Origin of the sequence: Clostridium sp. AM58-1XD, from assembly GCF_003464085.1 — a bacterium.
Classification (GTDB): Bacteria; Bacillota; Clostridia; order Lachnospirales; family Lachnospiraceae; genus Lachnoclostridium_A.
In genome coordinates this window covers 14,839-31,313 of record NZ_QSDR01000023.1, presented here as the reverse complement: position 1 = coordinate 31,313, position 16,475 = coordinate 14,839, and the positions used below count along the sequence as shown (strand labels likewise).

The following is a 16,475-nucleotide window of genomic DNA, read 5'->3' as shown; positions in this document are numbered from 1 at the left end:
TCGCCTTCCAAACATTATTTCCATTACTTTCCGGCCTAAAGCCTGGGCTTCGTGCCCTTTCCGTCCCTCTTTCCTGCCTTCAGTTTTGAAAGAGGCACCTCTTTGTCTTTATACTCAATCACCGTATTTTCATCCAACAAGTATATTTTCTCCAGCGTCTCATCTTTTCCCAGTTTGATTCCCCTTACTCCACGGGCATTCTTCTTCATGACAGGAATTTCATCCAGTGGAAATCTCAGGAAGACGCCTCCTGTCGTCTGGAGCACGATTTCCCTCTCCTCGCCAATCTCCATGACAGCCAAAATCTCATCGTTCTCCTGAAGCTTTGTAGACACAACCGTTCTGTTGTTCGTCTCAAATTCATCGCCCATTACAAGCTTTACCGTCGCCATTCGAGTGGCGAAAATCAAACGCTTCTCTCTTAAATTCTCCGCATTCGTCACAAAAATACACCGTTCCTTCGTTCCGTCATATTTACTCAGATTATCTGCAGGAATCCCCTTATCCCTGAGCTTTCCGGACGGAATATCCATCACTTTGATCTGGTGCAGGCTTCCCTTGTCCGTAAACAGACAGATTTTATCCGTGTTCATACACGGTACGATATAGACATGCTCTGCGTCTACCGATTCCTTATTTCGGTCATACGTATTTTTATCGATCGTTTTGCAGTAACCGAAGCGGTCCATAACGAAGACTACCTGCTGGATCTCCACGGCGGTTTCATCGTATACGGCTTCCTTGCCGTCCTCGATCTTCGTATGCCTTAAAACGGCGAATTCCTCTTTAATGGACAGGAGGTCTTCTCTGATTACTTCATCCATCTTGCTGCGGTTCTTTAATATCTTTGAATAGAGGGCAATCTTTTTTAAAGTCTCTTTATGCTCCTTTTCCAGAGCGAGAATTTCCAGGCCGATCAGCTTGTACATCCTCATTTCCAGGATGGCAGTTGCCTGACGTTCTGTAAAATGAAGCTTTTTGGCGTCCTCTTCAAAACCGGGCGTCCTGAAATTAATTTTGGATATATCGCCGGATGTAAGGCAGCTTTTCGCGTCCTTTAAGTTCCTCGACCCGCGGAGAACTGCAATGATCAGATCAATGACGTCACACGCCTCGATCAGTCCTTCCTGAATCTCCTTTTTCTCCTCTTCCTTCTGAAGCAGTACTTTGTATTTCCTCGTTGCATTCCTGTACTGAAAATCGAGGTAATTTTTCAGTATTCCCTTCAGGCTCAGCGTCTCAGGCCTTCCGTCGGCAATGGCCAGCATGTTTACACCGAACGTGTCTTCCAGCTTCGTTTTTTTATATAAAATGTTGATAATCTTTTCAACATCGGCATCCTTCTTCAGCTCCAGTACGATGCGGATTCCATCTTTGTTGGACTGATTGGAAATGTCGACAACGTCCGTCATCTTTTTGCTCTCTACCAGGTCGGCCACATCCATTAGGAATTTGTTGATTCCGGCTCCTATCATCGTGTATGGAATTTCCGTTATGACCAGCTTGTCCCTGTCGGCCCGTCTCTTTCCCAGCTCAATCTCGATTTTTCCGCGAAGCTTGATTTTTCCCATCCCTGTCTCATAAATGTTTGGGAGGTCTTTTTTATTCGCAATGATTCCCCCTGTCGGGAAATCCGGCCCCGGCATGTATTCCATCAACTCTCTCGTTGATATCTCCGGATTTTCAACATAGGCCAGTACCGCGTCGATTACCTCGCCCAGATTATGAGGCGGTATGCTGGTGCTCATACCTACGGCAATACCTTCTGCGCCGTTTACTAAAAGGTTGGGAACGCGGACGGGAAGAACTTCCGGCTCCTTTTCTGTTTCATCATAGTTCGGAACAAAGTCCACCGTCTTGTCCAGGTCTTTTAAATAAACTTCCTCTGCGAACTTTTCCAGGCGCGCCTCCGTGTAACGCATGGCCGCCGCGCCGTCCCCTTCAATAGAGCCAAAGTTGCCGTGGCCGTTTACAAGGGGCATTCCCTTTTTAAAAACCTGAGACATGACCACAAGCGTCTCATAAATGGAACTGTCCCCGTGAGGATGGTATTTACCCATGGTATCCCCCACAATACGCGCTGATTTTCTGTGAGGCTTATCGTGGTTCAGTCTCAGCTCCCCCATATCATACAATACGCGGCGCTGTACCGGTTTCAGTCCATCCCTCGCATCCGGGATGGCCCTGGCCGTAATTACGCTCATGGAATAATTTACGTAGCTTCTCTGCATTTCTTCCGAATATTCGGTTTTTAATATTTTTTCAGCCATATCCGTACCTGCTGCTCCTTCTTGTTCTGTTTATGCACGTGCTCTCTTATGCGTCAATTTCTGCCTCGTCTGCATGCTCATAGATGAATCTCCTTCTCGGAGGAACGTCGCTTCCCATAAGCAGTTCCGTGATTTCGGAAGCCAGTCTGGCGTCCTCAATTTCCACCTGCTTCAGCACTCTCCGCTCCGGGTCCAGCGTGGTCTCCCAAAGCTGTTCGGCGTCCATTTCACCAAGGCCCTTATATCTCTGCAGGGTGAAATCTCCCGTGTGTGTCTTTCTGTACTTTTCCAGTTCTTTTTCATCATAGAGATACTGCTCTTCTCCCTTTTTGGGGATTACCTTGAACAACGGAGGCATCGCAATATACACATGGCCGTTGTAAATCAGTTCCGGCATAAAGCGGTATAAAAATGTAAGAAGCAGCGTGTCGATATGGCTGCCGTCCACATCGGCATCTGTCATAAGTATAATCTTGTCATAGCGCAATTTCGTAATATCGAAGTCGTTTCCATAGCCTTCTGAAAATCCGCAGCCGAACGTATTTATCATGGTTTTTATTTCCGCATTGGCCAGCACTTTGTCCATAGAAGCCTTTTCTACATTCAGGATCTTTCCCCTGATCGGAAGAATCGCCTGATACTGGCGGTTCCTGGCCGTCTTGGCAGAACCGCCTGCGGAGTCTCCCTCTACGATGAAGATTTCGCATTTCGACGCATCCCGGCTCTCACAGTTTGCCAGTTTACCATTGCTGTCAAAAGAAAACTTTGACTTGGACAGCATATTTGTCTTTGCCTTTTCTTCCGCCTTCCTGATCTTGGCAGACTTTTCAGCGCAGCCGATAATTCCTTTCAACACCTCTAAATTTCTGTCAAAATACAGGGAAAGCTCATCGCCGGTTACCGTAAAGACAGCCTTCGTCGCGTCTGCGCTGGCCAGCTTAGTCTTTGTCTGCCCCTCGAAGATCGGATCAGGATGTTTGACAGCCACGACGGCCGTCATGCCGTTGCGTGTATCCGCTCCTGTAAAATTCGTATCTTTATCTTTGAGGATGCCAAGTTCTCTCGCATAGCTGTTTATCATCTGCGTAAAGCGGGTTTTAAAGCCGGCCAGATGAGTGCCGCCTTCCTGGGTAAAGATGTTGTTGCAGAAACCAAGGATATTCTCCTCAAAGGTATCCACAAACTGAACTGCAGCTTCCACTTCAATTCCATCCACGCTTCCTTTATAATAAATCGGATCGTGAACCGCATCCTTGCCGGTATTCAGCTCTTTCACGTATGCAATCAGGCCTTCCGGCTCTGCGTAATCGATTTTTTCCGCTTCTCCCGGGCGTTTGTTCTGGTAGTGGATCGTCAGTTTCGGATTCAAATATGCCGTTTCATGAAGGCGGCTTTTCAACCAGTCCGCTTTGAACCGGATCCGCTCAAAGATTTCTTCATCCGGAAGAAAGTTAATTTCCGTTCCCGTCTGCCTTGTCTTACCGATTACAGGAAGAAGGCCGTTTTCCAGTTCAATCACCGGAACGCCCTTTTCATACACATCGTGGTGAATAAAACCGCCTTTATATACTTTTACGTCCATATGGGCGGACAGAGCGTTGACAACAGACGAGCCGACTCCATGAAGGCCTCCGCTCGTCTTATAAGCTGTATTATCAAATTTTCCTCCAGCATGGAGAGTGGCCAGTACAACACGCTCTGCCGATACCCCCTTCTTATGCATCTCTACCGGGATGCCGCGTCCGCTGTCCTTTACGGTACAGGAGCCGTCTGATTCCAGAGTTACCCATATCTCATCGCAGAAGCCTGCCAGATGCTCGTCCACTGCGTTATCAACAATCTCATAGATCAGGTGGTTCAGACCTTTACTCCCTACTCCTCCTATGTACATGCCAGGACGTTTTCTGACAGCCTCCAGCCCTTCCAGAACTGTAATACTGTCCGCATTATACTGTGTCTTTGCCATGTTACTCCTCCATATCTAGTGTAGTCTTAGAACATTATTGCATAAACATATATTTTTGGCAAGTCATTTATTTCCGTAATAATGCCTGAAAACTCGCTCTGTTACTTAATATTTGTAAAGTGATTTTATTTCATTGACTTTAGTTCAATGAATGTGATATGATGAAATTACAAATCAGAACGGAGGTGATATCATGACGAACAGGCAGCTTGCCGCACTTGAAACAAAAAAGAAATTGTTAGATGCCGCAAAGAAGATTATATGTGAGAAAGGACTGGTCAATACATCGATCGGAGAAATCACACAAGCCTGCGGAGTTTCAAACGGTACATTTTATACCTATTTTAAGCAAAAAGAGGATGTGCTGTTCGCTTTAAGCAGGGAAATGTTTAAGGAACTTTTTGAAAAGGCACGGGATTATAACGGAACGTTCATGGAACGACTTGTATTTTTTATGATAAGTTTTTCCGGATATATAGAAAAGGGCAGTTTGAAGCTATGTCAGGAATGGGTGAGAAATACCGTAAACCCTGATCTCGTAGAAAATCCCGATGACAAAAACAAATTGAATATGGACATTGATTCAATAAAGGGGCTTATCGAAAGCGGTATCAAAAAAGGTGAATTGCAGGCCGACACACCTGTTGACGTGCTTGCCCATACATTAACAGATGTGCTATATGGGGAAATGCTTTGTTGGAATATGTCCGGCGGCGCATACAGTTTTGAATCTCGTACAAGAGAATTCTGCGACACGTTTTTAAGCGCAATCATAGTTCCATATTTAATCAGAAAGGAAGATAATGATTATGGCAAAAATTGAAACTGTAAAATTAAATGATGGTGTGAAAATTCCTGTTTATGGATTTGGTACATTTCAGATTCCCGCTGACGGCAGCACTTATCGGGCCGTCAGGGAGGCGCTTGCCCTCGGCATCCGCCATATTGATACAGCTGCGGCATACTTCAACGAACAGGAAGCAGGACAGGCAATTCGTGAAAGCGGAATTCCAAGGGAAGACATTTTCCTGACAAGCAAGCTCTGGCTTCAGGATTATGGCTATGAAGCAGCGCGAAAAGGTATTGAATCCTCCCTTAGTAAACTAGGACTCGACTACATGGACTTATACCTTATCCATCAGCCCTATGGCGATGTTCCGGGCGCGTGGAAAGCAATGGAAGAAGCTAAAAATGCCGGAAAGATTCGTTCCATAGGAGTAAGTAATATGACTCCAAAAATCTGGAACAGCTTTGTGCCGAAGTTTGACACGCTGCCGTCTGTCAATCAGGTAGAGTTTAACCCTTATTATCAGCAGAAACCAATCAGAAAGATTATGGAGGATGCCGGCGTCCAGCTTGAAGGATGGGGGCCTCTCGGCCAGGGAAACAAAAAGCTGCTTACAGATCCTGTAATTGCGGAAATTGCAGAGAAATATGCCAAAGATATCGGGCAGATTATTTTAAGATTTGAGATTCAGGAGGGTGCAGTCATCTTCCCCAAGTCTGTAAATCCCAAAAGAATCAAGAGTAATATGGAGATATTTGATTTTGCTCTGACAGATGAAGAGATGGATAAAATGCGGGCTCTTGATACCGGAAAAGGCGGACATAATCCTGATGCCCCTGGTGTTGCTCAGTTCCTGATGGACGCATTTGATATCCATGCAAACGATTAAAGGAGGATGAAAGCTATGCCATATATTGTAGTCAAAGCCTATCCAAAGGACGAAGAAACCAAGAAAAAAGTAGTTGATAAAATCAATCAGGTATTTGTTGAAGAATGGGGCTGCTCGCCGCAGGCACTCACTATTTTGCTGGAGGAAATCGCTCCTGACGATTGGGTTGAAAAAGTAGTGAAGGCAGAAATCGAGCCAAAGAAAGATAAGATGATGATACTTTCGGGTAAAAAACTTTATAAATAGAGAGGTACAGCTTATGGAATACAGAGAATTTTATAATGGCATAAAGATTCCAATACTCGGCTATGGTGTTTATCAGATTCCTGAATTTGAGACCGCTAAAAGCGCTGTTCTTGCGGCGCTAAAAGCAGGCTATAGGCTGATCGACACCGCACAGGGCTATATGAATGAAAAGGCTGGGAGTGGAATACATTGACCTGATGCTGCTTCACCAGCCAATGGGTGACTATATCAATGCGTGGAAAGGTCTCGAAACGCTCTATAGGGAGGGCAGGCTAAAAGCAATCGGTATGGCGAACTGCTATCCCCATGTGCTTGTCGACCTCTGCGAGACTTTCGAAATTAGGCCGATGATCAATCAGGTAGAGATGCATCCGTTCTTTCAGCAGCAGCTTAATGTCGATGTGATGAACGAATACGGTGTGGTACCAGAGGCATGGGCTCCATTCAATGAAGGATTACATAACTTCTTTACAACCCCAGTTCTGGTGGAGATTGGGAATAAATACGGCAAATCAGCAGCTCAGACAGCACTCCGCTGGAACATTCAGCGAGGAGTTATAGTTATTCCAAAGTCCGTCCATGAAGAAAGAATAAAGCATAATTTTGATGTGTTTGACTTTTCTCTCTCTCAAGAGGATATGGAAAGAATCGAAACATTGGATATCGGCCACAGCGAAATCGTAAATCATTTCGATCCGAAGTGGATTAAGTTACTGCATACACTGAGTTTCTAACGTAAGTTTTATCTGAAATAAAAAGCCGGAAGCCCTAGGTATTGATATGCTCCCTTGGGGCTGATGAAACGGGAGATATATTATACAGAAAAATATGAAGCGAAGGAAGAATACCAAAAAATGATGATAACAGCATAAAAATGCCGCCCCTTTATGGGCGGCAAAAATCAAAAACCTTTCGATATTAAAATGTCTACTTGACGGGTACCACACCATATACATGGCTTCCGGCAGTCTTTTGCGAGAGCAGATAACGGGAATCGAACCCGCCTCCCCAGCTTGGGAAGCTGGTGTTCTACCGATGAACTATATCTGCATATATCGTTTTGCTGAAATTTATTATACCTCTATATGGCAGAAATGTAAAGATGAAAATCTCAAAATCAGGAAGGAGACGGCCATTATCATAAAGTATGCGGGAAGGAATATTTTTCTATAATAAAGACGCCGCAGACAAGAAGTTTCCTCTCTGCATAAAAACTGCGGCGTCTCCTCTGTTTATATTCTTTCTATGAAACGCTGTTTTGTAATCGCTACCTGTTGCAGAATACATGTCTGCCTATAACAGCCTGTATCCTGCTGGTCTGCGCCTTTCTTGAAAAGTAGATCGTATTAAAGGGCAGTATATTTGATTTTCCATCCAGGACATAGTCTACATTGCGTTTCACCTGCTCTGTGGGGGTGGCTCTTGGGCTGTTGCGGTATTTCCATGTCGAATACTGATTTTTTTTACTTAAAACGCCGTATATGGTATGATCACCCAGGCTGCTGTCCAATGTCATATTCATAATTACTTCGGTCACAGCCTGCTGTCCCAAATCCGGCTCCGCCCCGGATTCCAGCATGACGATTCGGTAAATCAGATTTCGTTCCTCCTGAGTCGGATTATAATTCCATCGATTGACGACAGGGGCATCCCTCAGGCAGTCTGCCGCAATATAGGCGTACCCGTCTTCACTTCTCACCATCGCCCAGCCGTCAAGTTCCAAGACTGTTTCAACCGGAGTGTTCATAGGAATCGTCTGTAAAACTTCCGATTCAAGACCAGGTTCTTTCCTCACGTTAATATCGGCTGCCGCATATTTCGTTTTTGTCTCGGCAATACTTTCCAATTGTTTCTCAAACTGTGCCGCTAAAGATATGTCAGCGGTTTCATCATGATTCACCTCTCCCTGTGTCGCCACAGGCGTTGTAAATGAAATTGACGCTGCTGTCAGTCCAGCAATTAATACTTTAAACATACATCCTCCTTTTTTGGGAGTATACCGGCATCCTCATTTTATAATTAACTCTGTTTGCAACCAGAGTAAATCACGTCTTGTCCTGTAAAAGCCTTTTTCAGCTCTGCCTGTACATAAAATCCATTACCAATTTTATAAATATATGCCCCTTCCTGCCCAAATAGAAGTAAACCTTACATAATTTAATCAGACGGTTTCCGGAATCCTTTCATAAAATAAGAACAATGTCTTTCCTGGAAAGTTAAAAATACCGGACAGAAGTCACGCAAATTACGTGAATTCTGTCCGGTACTCTATTACTGATATATAAAAAGATATTCTATTCGTTTGAACTGTCGATATATAATCCCTCTGCTATTCTGGCAAATTCAGTCTCCTCCATAACACCGCTTACAGAATAAGTGATATCGGCGTCATTCGGTGTGACATCCGTACTGTATCTCTTTTCACTGTTGTCCAGCTCTTCCTGATAAATATCCAGTTCTCTGCCAAGCCATGGATTATAAATCTGCGATATTTTCGTTTTGCTTTTGCCTTCACCCATGATGCCATGTCCTGCATCGCCATCGGACTGCGCAACAAAAAGATCCCCGCCACGGTATTCAAACTGCAGAACTCCTGTTTTTCCATTTAAAACCAGCTTTTCAAAATTCATTTCCGACGGAACATATCCCAGCTTCATAACCGGCATTTCAAGTTCGCTCTTTACTCTGGCATACGCTTCCTTTTCCCCGTTGATTCCATCAATTCCCTTTACATTGCTCCATGCTATATTATTTCCCTTGCTGCCGTCTTCGACAACCATGTATTTCGTCGCGCCTTTGCCCACTGCATTCAGGCTGAAGCCAACTCCGGCCGCGCTGAGAATTGCTGCAATAAGCAAGGTCTTCTTGATTCTGTGTGATCTGGAGCTCTTCCTCTCCTCATCGGAACCAGCATGCGCTCTCTTTCCTTCCCCGAGAGGAACCGGCTGAATTCCACGCTCCTGTATTTTCTGCATTATTTTCTGAAATTCGTCATCTGGCACCTGCAATTCCGGAGAATTATCCGGGTGGGCCACCGCTTCATCCAGTTCCTCCTGAATCTGATCTTCAGAAAAACCGAATGCCGCCCTGATTGTTTCATCTATTAAATTATCCTGTATCTGGTTTTCGTCCTTCTGTTTCACAAACATCTCTCCATTTTCTTTAAATTTGACCGCCGAGTCTTCGCTCTTTGAAGTCAATTTTACCGCTGTTTCTGCCGTAAAACAATATCGAGTTCCTATTCCTGTATGCTTATTGCTTCCAAGCATTGACCATTATAAATACTGCTTCCATCTCTTCAAACTCTTTAAAAATAATTTTTCATCTTTTTCCTCAGATGTTCTCTCGCTCTTAACAAACGGGAACGGCATGCGATAGAAGAAATACCCAGAATATCACCCGTTTCTTCGCTTGTATACTGGAGAATACAACAATAAAGAATTACTTCCTGCCATTCACTGCGCATCTCTGAAATGCACGTTCGGACTTTTTCATACAGTTCCAACTCTGCCACTTTATCAGCTGTATCCCTTCCAAAACCGGAAGTTATTTCATCGATGGCAAAACGCCCTGCATCCGAATCGGCACTGACCGTCTCATAATGTATCTTTCTGCGATAGTCGATACATCTGTTTCTGAGAATCGTTACAAGAATACAGCCGCTCTTTTCATTATCTACAGAATAATTCTCGTAATATGAAGTGAACGTCTCCTGAATCTCATCGTCAATTTCATCATATGGTATTCCGTAATGTCTGGCAATCGTACGGAGCTGTATTTTATAATCCTCATACATGGATCGGAATATCTCATTTGCTTTTTGTTCCATTCTATCTCCTTATATGTATGATTACAGCACTCTCATGATTGGATCATTATCACGCTGCTTTTTTCTTAAACTCAGAGACATTCTACCATAATTACATGTTTTTGTTAAGTATCATTCAAGAAAAACCTTAAATGATTTCTGATTTTCTTTTGCAGCAGCTACGGATTACGCCTTTTTGCAGCAGGATTTGTACCTTTGCTGATTTAAGCAACATTTTATCACAATCTTCACATAATATAAAGTAAATATTTGCTTAATTCAGCAAAAAGAGGTTATGTTATGGATGAGACCCGTATAAAAAATGATACAAAAATCAAAATCGGTACAAATATAAAAAGAATACGCAGACAGCGCAAGCTGAAGACATCCGATCTTGTCATTAAAGTTCAGCTGGCCGGCGTCGACATCAATATCTTTGTTCTGGACAAAATTGAAGCTAATACACAGCACATCAAGGCCAGCCAGTTCCGTGCAATTGCCGAGGCTCTCGAAGTGGACTGCATGGAACTGCTCAAAGATGCGCCCAGTTCGGAAAATCCGTCTGTAAATGCGTGATTGAATCTTATTATTTCTTTAAATCGTCATTATAAATAGCACTCTTAATGATGTAGTGATTTGGCCACCGCCCAATGTCATTAAGTCAAAAAAATAGAGTATGATAAGCATTTATTGATTATCATACTCTATTTTTTCATTTCAGATATTTATCTTTTTTATAAATTGCTTGACCTTTTCCCTAATGTTTGCGGCGATGCCACTTGAATTCTAAATTTATTTCAGGGAGGTGCAAAGCACCATAATGTATATACGATTGTTTATTTTACCGGCAGGAGTTCGATGTAGCCTCTCGTTCCTATTGGTTCTAATTGTATGCGCGGATTGCTGTCATCCCACTGATAACCGGCCGGCGCCGGATCATAACCTGCGATTGCATTTTGAACTGCTTCGATTGCCTCACAGTAATTTTCTTCATCAAACGGCTCCCCTTGAAACATCAGATATTTTGCTTCGGAAAGATCGATGACGTCGAATCCTTCAGGAATCACTCCATCGTAATCTGTGCTTACTTCCACTCCCTGAACATATTTGGAAGTTCCCGGTTTCTGATATGCCTTTGGAAGCCACATGCAGACCGGTTCTCCACAAAGGGATTTCATACTGGTTAGCAGACCCCATACCTCACATCCAACCTCCTCGCAGTAAGGAAAATAATCCTCTGCCTTCTTTCCCCTTTTAATAATTGCTCTTCTTGCAGGCTTTTCAATCACCTGGACAAACACTGTTTTTGCACGTTCCATTTTTCTTGACCCCTTTCTAATCTCTCTGTATTTGACGCCGTAAGGAGTGAACAGATAGAGCGGAACGGGATTTGAGGCATATTCACGCGGATTACATCCAAATTCATGAAAAAAGGCCCTCTGAAATCCGTCTACACTGCCAAATCCAAGTTCGAAAGCTACATCCGCTATACGGCAACTTTCATCCCGTAGCTTAAGCGCCGATGCCGAAAGCCGAAAACGCCGTATATAATCTGCCGGAGTCATATTCGTCCATTGGCGGAACAGCCGGTAAGAATGCCATGGAGAAAATAACGATACGCCTGCTAAATCTGCGAGAGTGATCTGTTCACATAAATGTTCTTCGATATAATCCTGCATCCTTTGAACCGCTTCAGCCTGTTCTTTCATATCTGCTCACCTCCTGACATGTATGATCTTACCTTTTTTTTCGTAAATATTCTCGATGATTTTTGCCTCTTTTCTTCTTTTTAACGTTCTTTTCCGACGGCCGTGCATATAATAATCATACAGTAAAGGAGGTATCTCTATGGCGAATCAGCAACTTACCCCTGCAAATACATTTCAATATCTTCTCATGAACCATACGCCGGCTGCTATGGCCTGGGTACGCGGCGGCGAAGCGTTTCCTCAGATCAGCGGACTCGTTAAATTCTATACCACCCCTTACCAGGGTGTCTTAATATCAGCAGAAATATTTAATCTTCCAAATATGTCTGTTCAGTTTTCCTCCGATTTCTATGGAATGCACATTCACGAATTCGGAGACTGCACCAATCTGTTCCAGAACACCGGAGATCATTATAATCCGGCCGATATGCCGCATCCGGATCATGCAGGCGATCTTCTTCCACTGTTGGGAAACCAGGGATATGCCTGGATGGCGTTCTACGATAAACGTTTTACGATCGATGAAATTATCGGAAGATCTGTAGTCATTCACCAGCACGCCGATAATTTTACATCTCAGCCTTCCGGCGATTCCGGAAATAAAATTGCATGCGGCGTCATAAGAAGATCAGATAATTAATACAATACATCCGTCCATCATATCAGGAACCTGCTTTATAAGCACTTTAACGGCTCTATAACAAAGGGCAGAAATCTCATATCTGCACCGTATTTACAAAGTTACAGTAAAAATATGATATTTCTGCCTTTTTTCATGACATGTTCCAACTTTTTTCCGCTTTTCCTATCTGTTCAGGGAGCGTTCTGCTTCTTCTCTGGTATAAAATACGGACCTACCGATCTGAGCGGATGATATCCGGTAATGGCCTTCACACGCTCCATAGCTGTCTATGCTGAAAAGAAATGTATTTCCTCTGTCTTTCACATCGATGATCTTTCCTGAATATACATTCCCGTCTTCTGTATAAAAAACTTCTTTTCCTTCTTCCATATGGACTGCCTCCGTCTTTTCACTTATTTCACTTATTTTTATTTATTCCATATCCTGCCGCTCTATCCTGAACTATTTTTTTAAATTATCATATTTTATTTATTACTCTCTCATAATAATACCGATAAAACATTTAGGAGGTATGATATTATGATGACAAGTGGAAAAAATCCATGTATTGAATGCACCATTCACAACTGCGCTTATCACGCTGAAACTGAGAACTACTGCACACTTGATAAAATTAAGGTTGGCACACATGAAGCAAACCCTACAATGAAAGAATGTACAGACTGTGAATCCTTCGTAAACAAGGCATAAGCTGAATCATCTGGTTATAACGTTCTTTTCAGAGACTGCTGCAAAACAGTAAAGTCATATGGCGATATTGATTTTACTGTTGCAGCGCTCTCTACATAAATAAATTTTAATTAGATTTATATTTTCTTTATTTTTCTTCCACATTTTGGTCACAAATGTACGATATGATATTGAACATAAACAAGGCACAAGCCTTTTCACATAAATCTTATTTTTTCCCTCATTCAGTCCGGTAACCATTCCGGGCTTTTCTTAATTCTATTATAAAAGGCAGACTGCAAAGAATAACGGCCTGCCTTTGTTCTTACTGTTATTTTGCTTTTTCAAATCCTAATCCCGACAAATTATCCTTCAGGGAATCCGCATCCGTATAAGTATAGAAACTGGATACACTGTTCGTCGCCGGCTTTCCATTTGCGCCTACCTTTGTACTCTCGTAAATTTCTCCGTTTACATAGACGAGATAAGCACCCCAACCTGCATGGGACGCAGTATTTCCGCTGGCTGCATACATGACAATCGTGCCATCCTTTAAATAATATGGCCTCCAGTAGAGATTATTCATTCCTTCCGCAATCGTACCATTTTTAAATCCGGAAGATACCTCCAGCAGAGAACCTCTCTGATTATAGATTTCCTCAATCAGTTTTTTCCGGTCCGTACTCTTCTTTATATAATCTCCCTTTTCCGTGATATCCCCGGCCATCGCCAGATAGCCCTTTTCCGCGGAATTACACCCGCATAGAAACTCGACGCTTTTCACACCCTTTATAACTGCATAATCCAGTTCATACTTCGTGTGGAAAACAGGGCATACCGCTTCCTTCTCATCACAGTAACCGTTCTCTATGAGATAGTCCACCGGATCTTTTCCTCCAAGATCATTCTTCAGCTCTGTGATATCCTTGCAATCTTCCCAGTCGTGGTCGACCGAAGCCAGATTGAAAATGAGCACCAGATTATCCCTTTGATGCACACACTTTGCCCGCCGTGCTTCCTGTATTTTACCCAGCAGGCTTGGAACCAGCATTCCCGTTAGCACTACCAGAATTGCAACTGCTATAATCAGCTCAATTAATGAAAACCCCCTGTTATCCTTTTCCATCCCATCTTCACCTTTTATCATTTTCTGTACCCTTACAGACAGTATATCGTATTTTTCGTCCTCTGTCCACGTACATCTTTCTCTATTCCAGCCGTTTCAAGCCGATCTGTCAACTGCCGGATTCTGATTTGGGGAAGCGTCCGGTTTCATCGGTTCATCATCAGTTATAGCAGATAACCGGCATGTTTTTGTACACATGCTCATAAAGCTGCGCAGCCTTCTGAGGCGGCAGATTAATACAGCCATGGGAACCGGATGTCTTGTAAATACCGCCTCCGAACTGACCCCGCCAGTTGGCATCGTGAAGGCCTATGCCTCCGTTGAACGGCATCCAGTAGCTTACAGGCGTTGCATAATCTTCTCCCTTTAATACCCTGTCTCTCTGTTTGTAATAGAGGCCGAAGATGCCGGGAGGTGTTGTCCACCCCTTGGAAACATTGCCTGTTACGCACGGGGCGTCCAGGATGCACGCCCCATCCTTATACAGATAGACATGCTGATTACCCAGATCGATTTCCACATATGTGCTGCCGTACTCATTCGTTCCCCATCCTGCGGCAGACTGAGAATAAATCGGTTCCCTGTCTATGCTCTGACCTGCCTTGATTACGTTCAGAAGCGCTTCCGTCTCCGCCGCCGTATCCATCCTCCAGCCGTAAGGTCCTGTTACCTTCACTTCATTTCCCGCTGTTGTCTTAAACGTGCGTTCTTTTCCCGCCGTATTGTACTTCTCAGCCAGAGCGTTTACATAGGCCGCCGCCTTTTCCCTGTCAATCATGATATCGGTTCCACTGCTTCCCTGTATCCAGGAAGCGATGACAGCGCCATCCAGTTTCTCAGACTCCTCTCCGAATACGTAATTTACGGTCATGGTCCTGTACTGGTTCATCGTATCACACAGTTTTTTCAGTTCTTCATTATCCGAATAAACATTTACCTTATCATAGCATCCTGCATCATAGAGGCTCAACCACCTCTGCCCGGAGCCGATCGCTGTTTTTACAGCCGTGTTGAGTCTCTCCCAGTTGACGCTGTTTCCCTTTACTTCCGGGACGATGGTGAATTCCTTTCCCTCTTCGTACGCCGAAATATGGGCATCCTTTGTCTCAATCACTCCGCTCGTCATGCATTTTAAGGATTTCAGCCGTTCTGTCAATGCGTTCTCATCGTATGTAATCTCCAGGTCAATGGAATAGCTGTTGTCCGCAGACGGGCCCGACTGTCTTCCCCCTTCATTTTCCTTTGCCAGGACCTCAGCCAGACCGCCCTTTACAACGGCGCTCAATCCGATATCCTGATGGCTGATAATCGTTTCCCTTCCGCTGCTGTCCACAACTGTAAGTTCATAACTCTCTTTGAGGAACTGCTCCACACGGGCTTTTGCCTCTTCCGGAGTCAGGCCGGATACATTCACACCGTTTATGGTTGTTCCGCTCACATAGACAGCCGGATTGGCGTCCACCTCGCTGTCCGCAAATGCAGTCATACTGCCGAACATGCAGAGACCTGCCGTTAACAGAATATATGCCGCTCTTTTCAGGCGCGTTTTCATCATATCAATTCCCTTCTCTTTCTTCCATAAATAATCACTCAACATGCTTCCATCCCTTCCCGCATCCTGTTTTCTCTGAGAAAATCCAGGAACCGTTCCGGGAAATAGTTCATAATCAGTTCACGGGGAAATCCCATTTCATCTATCAGCCTTGATACCTGGTCGATATTGGCAATATCGTCCATATAATGGGCATCGCTGTTGACCACTACCGGCTGTCCGCATTCCATGCACAGCTTCAGTATGGTACGCATATTCTCTTCCGCATTTTTTCTAATCGGCAGTCTCAACGAATTGTTGTTTATTTCCAGAAGCGTATGATATGTTACCGAAGCTTCCACAAGCTTCTCATAGTCCAGAGGCCCTCTTCCGTCGTCCGGATGACTGATTATATCAATTTTCGGATTCTTCATCGCTGAAACGACTGCTCTCGTATTTTCCTCCATACTTCCAAATTCACAGCAGATCTTATGATGGCCTGCGATCCTGATATCGAGATATTTGATATAGCTGTCCGGGAGGCTCAGTCTCCCGTCATAATCCATAATATTAATCTCTGATCCCAGCAGAAGCTTCACTCCGAACAATTCTCTCGGTACGACCTTCATGTTAGAAAAATAAAGCTTATCACATGTTCCAGGTATCCCGGGCGCATGTTCCGTAATTCCCAGCACCTTTACCTTTTTATCTGCCGCCGCTTTTGCCATCTCCGTTATCGTGCCATAGGCATGGCCGCTGGCAATGGTATGGGTATGCAGATCCATAAGCAATGGTTCCATTTTTATTCATCCTCTTTTCTTTTATAAAACT

General features: G+C 43.9%; 18 protein-coding genes and 1 tRNA gene. 8 read left to right on the top strand and 11 right to left on the bottom strand.

Going from position 1 to position 16,475, the window contains the following annotated elements; translation table 11 throughout:
* Positions 1 to 35: 35 nt before the first annotated feature.
* Positions 36 to 2,270, bottom strand: a complete 2,235-nt coding sequence (locus DXA13_RS14285; RefSeq protein WP_118245328.1) for a DNA topoisomerase (ATP-hydrolyzing) — start codon at positions 2,268 to 2,270, stop codon at positions 36 to 38.
* Positions 2,271 to 2,316: 46 nt separating this feature from the next.
* Positions 2,317 to 4,236 carry a DNA gyrase subunit B gene (locus tag DXA13_RS14280; RefSeq protein ID WP_118245326.1) on the bottom strand — a complete coding sequence of 640 codons (1,920 nt, stop codon included), beginning with the start codon at positions 4,234 to 4,236 and terminating at the stop codon, positions 2,317 to 2,319.
* A gap of 193 nt (positions 4,237 to 4,429) precedes the next feature.
* On the opposite strand from DXA13_RS14280, the gene DXA13_RS14275 reads away from it, so the two are divergent.
* From DXA13_RS14275 to DXA13_RS14260, 5 genes are read left to right on the top strand one after another with little or no spacing between them, the layout of a single operon-like run.
* Complete coding sequence (locus DXA13_RS14275; RefSeq protein ID WP_207662178.1) at positions 4,430 to 5,059, top strand: TetR/AcrR family transcriptional regulator; 630 nt, start codon at positions 4,430 to 4,432, stop codon at positions 5,057 to 5,059.
* Complete coding sequence (locus DXA13_RS14270) at positions 5,046 to 5,912, top strand: aldo/keto reductase (RefSeq protein ID WP_118245322.1); 867 nt, start codon at positions 5,046 to 5,048, stop codon at positions 5,910 to 5,912. Before DXA13_RS14275 ends, DXA13_RS14270 begins: the two co-directional genes overlap by 14 nt.
* A 15-nt stretch (positions 5,913 to 5,927) precedes the next feature.
* The gene (locus tag DXA13_RS14265; protein ID WP_181995688.1) at positions 5,928 to 6,158 is read left to right on the top strand and encodes a tautomerase family protein; all 231 of its coding nucleotides are present in this window, start codon (positions 5,928 to 5,930) and stop codon (positions 6,156 to 6,158) included.
* Positions 6,159 to 6,171: 13 nt separating this feature from the next.
* The gene (locus tag DXA13_RS23190) at positions 6,172 to 6,351 is read left to right on the top strand and encodes a hypothetical protein (protein WP_347559871.1); all 180 of its coding nucleotides are present in this window, start codon (positions 6,172 to 6,174) and stop codon (positions 6,349 to 6,351) included.
* A complete protein-coding gene (locus DXA13_RS14260; protein ID WP_347559870.1) occupies positions 6,323 to 6,892 on the top strand; it encodes an aldo/keto reductase in 570 nt (189 codons plus the stop codon). Before DXA13_RS23190 ends, DXA13_RS14260 begins: the two co-directional genes overlap by 29 nt.
* A 245-nt stretch (positions 6,893 to 7,137) precedes the next feature.
* On the opposite strand, the gene DXA13_RS14255 is transcribed toward DXA13_RS14260, so the two are convergent.
* The 4 genes from DXA13_RS14255 to DXA13_RS14240 form a co-directional block, all read right to left on the bottom strand.
* Positions 7,138 to 7,208: transfer RNA gene (locus tag DXA13_RS14255), tRNA-Gly, on the bottom strand.
* A 217-nt stretch (positions 7,209 to 7,425) separates the two neighbouring features.
* On the bottom strand, positions 7,426 to 8,133 hold the full coding sequence (locus DXA13_RS14250) for a cell wall hydrolase (protein WP_118245318.1): 708 nt from the start codon (positions 8,131 to 8,133) through the stop codon (positions 7,426 to 7,428).
* Between the two features lie 319 nt (positions 8,134 to 8,452).
* Positions 8,453 to 9,301: a hypothetical protein gene (locus tag DXA13_RS14245; protein ID WP_147348038.1), complete on the bottom strand. Its 849-nt coding sequence runs from the start codon at positions 9,299 to 9,301 to the stop codon at positions 8,453 to 8,455.
* 164 nt (positions 9,302 to 9,465) lie between these two features.
* Positions 9,466 to 9,987 carry an RNA polymerase sigma factor gene (locus tag DXA13_RS14240; protein WP_118245314.1) on the bottom strand — a complete coding sequence of 174 codons (522 nt, stop codon included), beginning with the start codon at positions 9,985 to 9,987 and terminating at the stop codon, positions 9,466 to 9,468.
* Positions 9,988 to 10,266: 279 nt separating this feature from the next.
* On the opposite strand from DXA13_RS14240, the gene DXA13_RS14235 reads away from it, so the two are divergent.
* A complete protein-coding gene (locus DXA13_RS14235; protein WP_243009150.1) occupies positions 10,267 to 10,542 on the top strand; it encodes a helix-turn-helix domain-containing protein in 276 nt (91 codons plus the stop codon).
* A gap of 260 nt (positions 10,543 to 10,802) precedes the next feature.
* Here the strand turns inward: DXA13_RS14235 and DXA13_RS14230 are convergent, their stop codons facing one another.
* A complete protein-coding gene (locus tag DXA13_RS14230; RefSeq protein WP_118245312.1) occupies positions 10,803 to 11,675 on the bottom strand; it encodes an AraC family transcriptional regulator in 873 nt (290 codons plus the stop codon).
* 139 nt (positions 11,676 to 11,814) lie between these two features.
* Here DXA13_RS14230 and DXA13_RS14225 point away from each other — a divergent pair, with 139 nt between their 5' ends.
* On the top strand, positions 11,815 to 12,315 hold the full coding sequence (locus DXA13_RS14225; protein ID WP_118245310.1) for a superoxide dismutase family protein: 501 nt from the start codon (positions 11,815 to 11,817) through the stop codon (positions 12,313 to 12,315).
* A gap of 165 nt (positions 12,316 to 12,480) precedes the next feature.
* On the opposite strand, the gene DXA13_RS14220 is transcribed toward DXA13_RS14225, so the two are convergent.
* Positions 12,481 to 12,687, bottom strand: a complete 207-nt coding sequence (locus tag DXA13_RS14220; RefSeq protein WP_118245308.1) for a hypothetical protein — start codon at positions 12,685 to 12,687, stop codon at positions 12,481 to 12,483.
* A gap of 150 nt (positions 12,688 to 12,837) precedes the next feature.
* Between DXA13_RS14220 and DXA13_RS14215 the strand changes: the two genes are divergently transcribed.
* Entirely contained in the window at positions 12,838 to 13,008 is a 171-nt protein-coding gene (locus DXA13_RS14215; protein WP_118245306.1) for a DUF1540 domain-containing protein, read from the top strand.
* Positions 13,009 to 13,318: 310 nt separating this feature from the next.
* Here the strand turns inward: DXA13_RS14215 and DXA13_RS14210 are convergent, their stop codons facing one another.
* The 3 genes from DXA13_RS14210 to DXA13_RS14200 all read right to left on the bottom strand — a co-directional run bounded on the left by DXA13_RS14210 (position 13,319) and on the right by DXA13_RS14200 (position 16,444).
* Complete coding sequence (locus tag DXA13_RS14210) at positions 13,319 to 14,134, bottom strand: prepilin-type N-terminal cleavage/methylation domain-containing protein (protein ID WP_181995687.1); 816 nt, start codon at positions 14,132 to 14,134, stop codon at positions 13,319 to 13,321.
* Positions 14,135 to 14,273: 139 nt separating this feature from the next.
* Complete coding sequence (locus tag DXA13_RS14205) at positions 14,274 to 15,668, bottom strand: L,D-transpeptidase family protein (RefSeq protein ID WP_118245393.1); 1,395 nt, start codon at positions 15,666 to 15,668, stop codon at positions 14,274 to 14,276.
* 35 nt (positions 15,669 to 15,703) lie between these two features.
* Positions 15,704 to 16,444: a phosphatase gene (locus DXA13_RS14200; RefSeq protein ID WP_118245304.1), complete on the bottom strand. Its 741-nt coding sequence runs from the start codon at positions 16,442 to 16,444 to the stop codon at positions 15,704 to 15,706.
* Between the last annotated feature and the right edge of the window lie 31 nt (positions 16,445 to 16,475).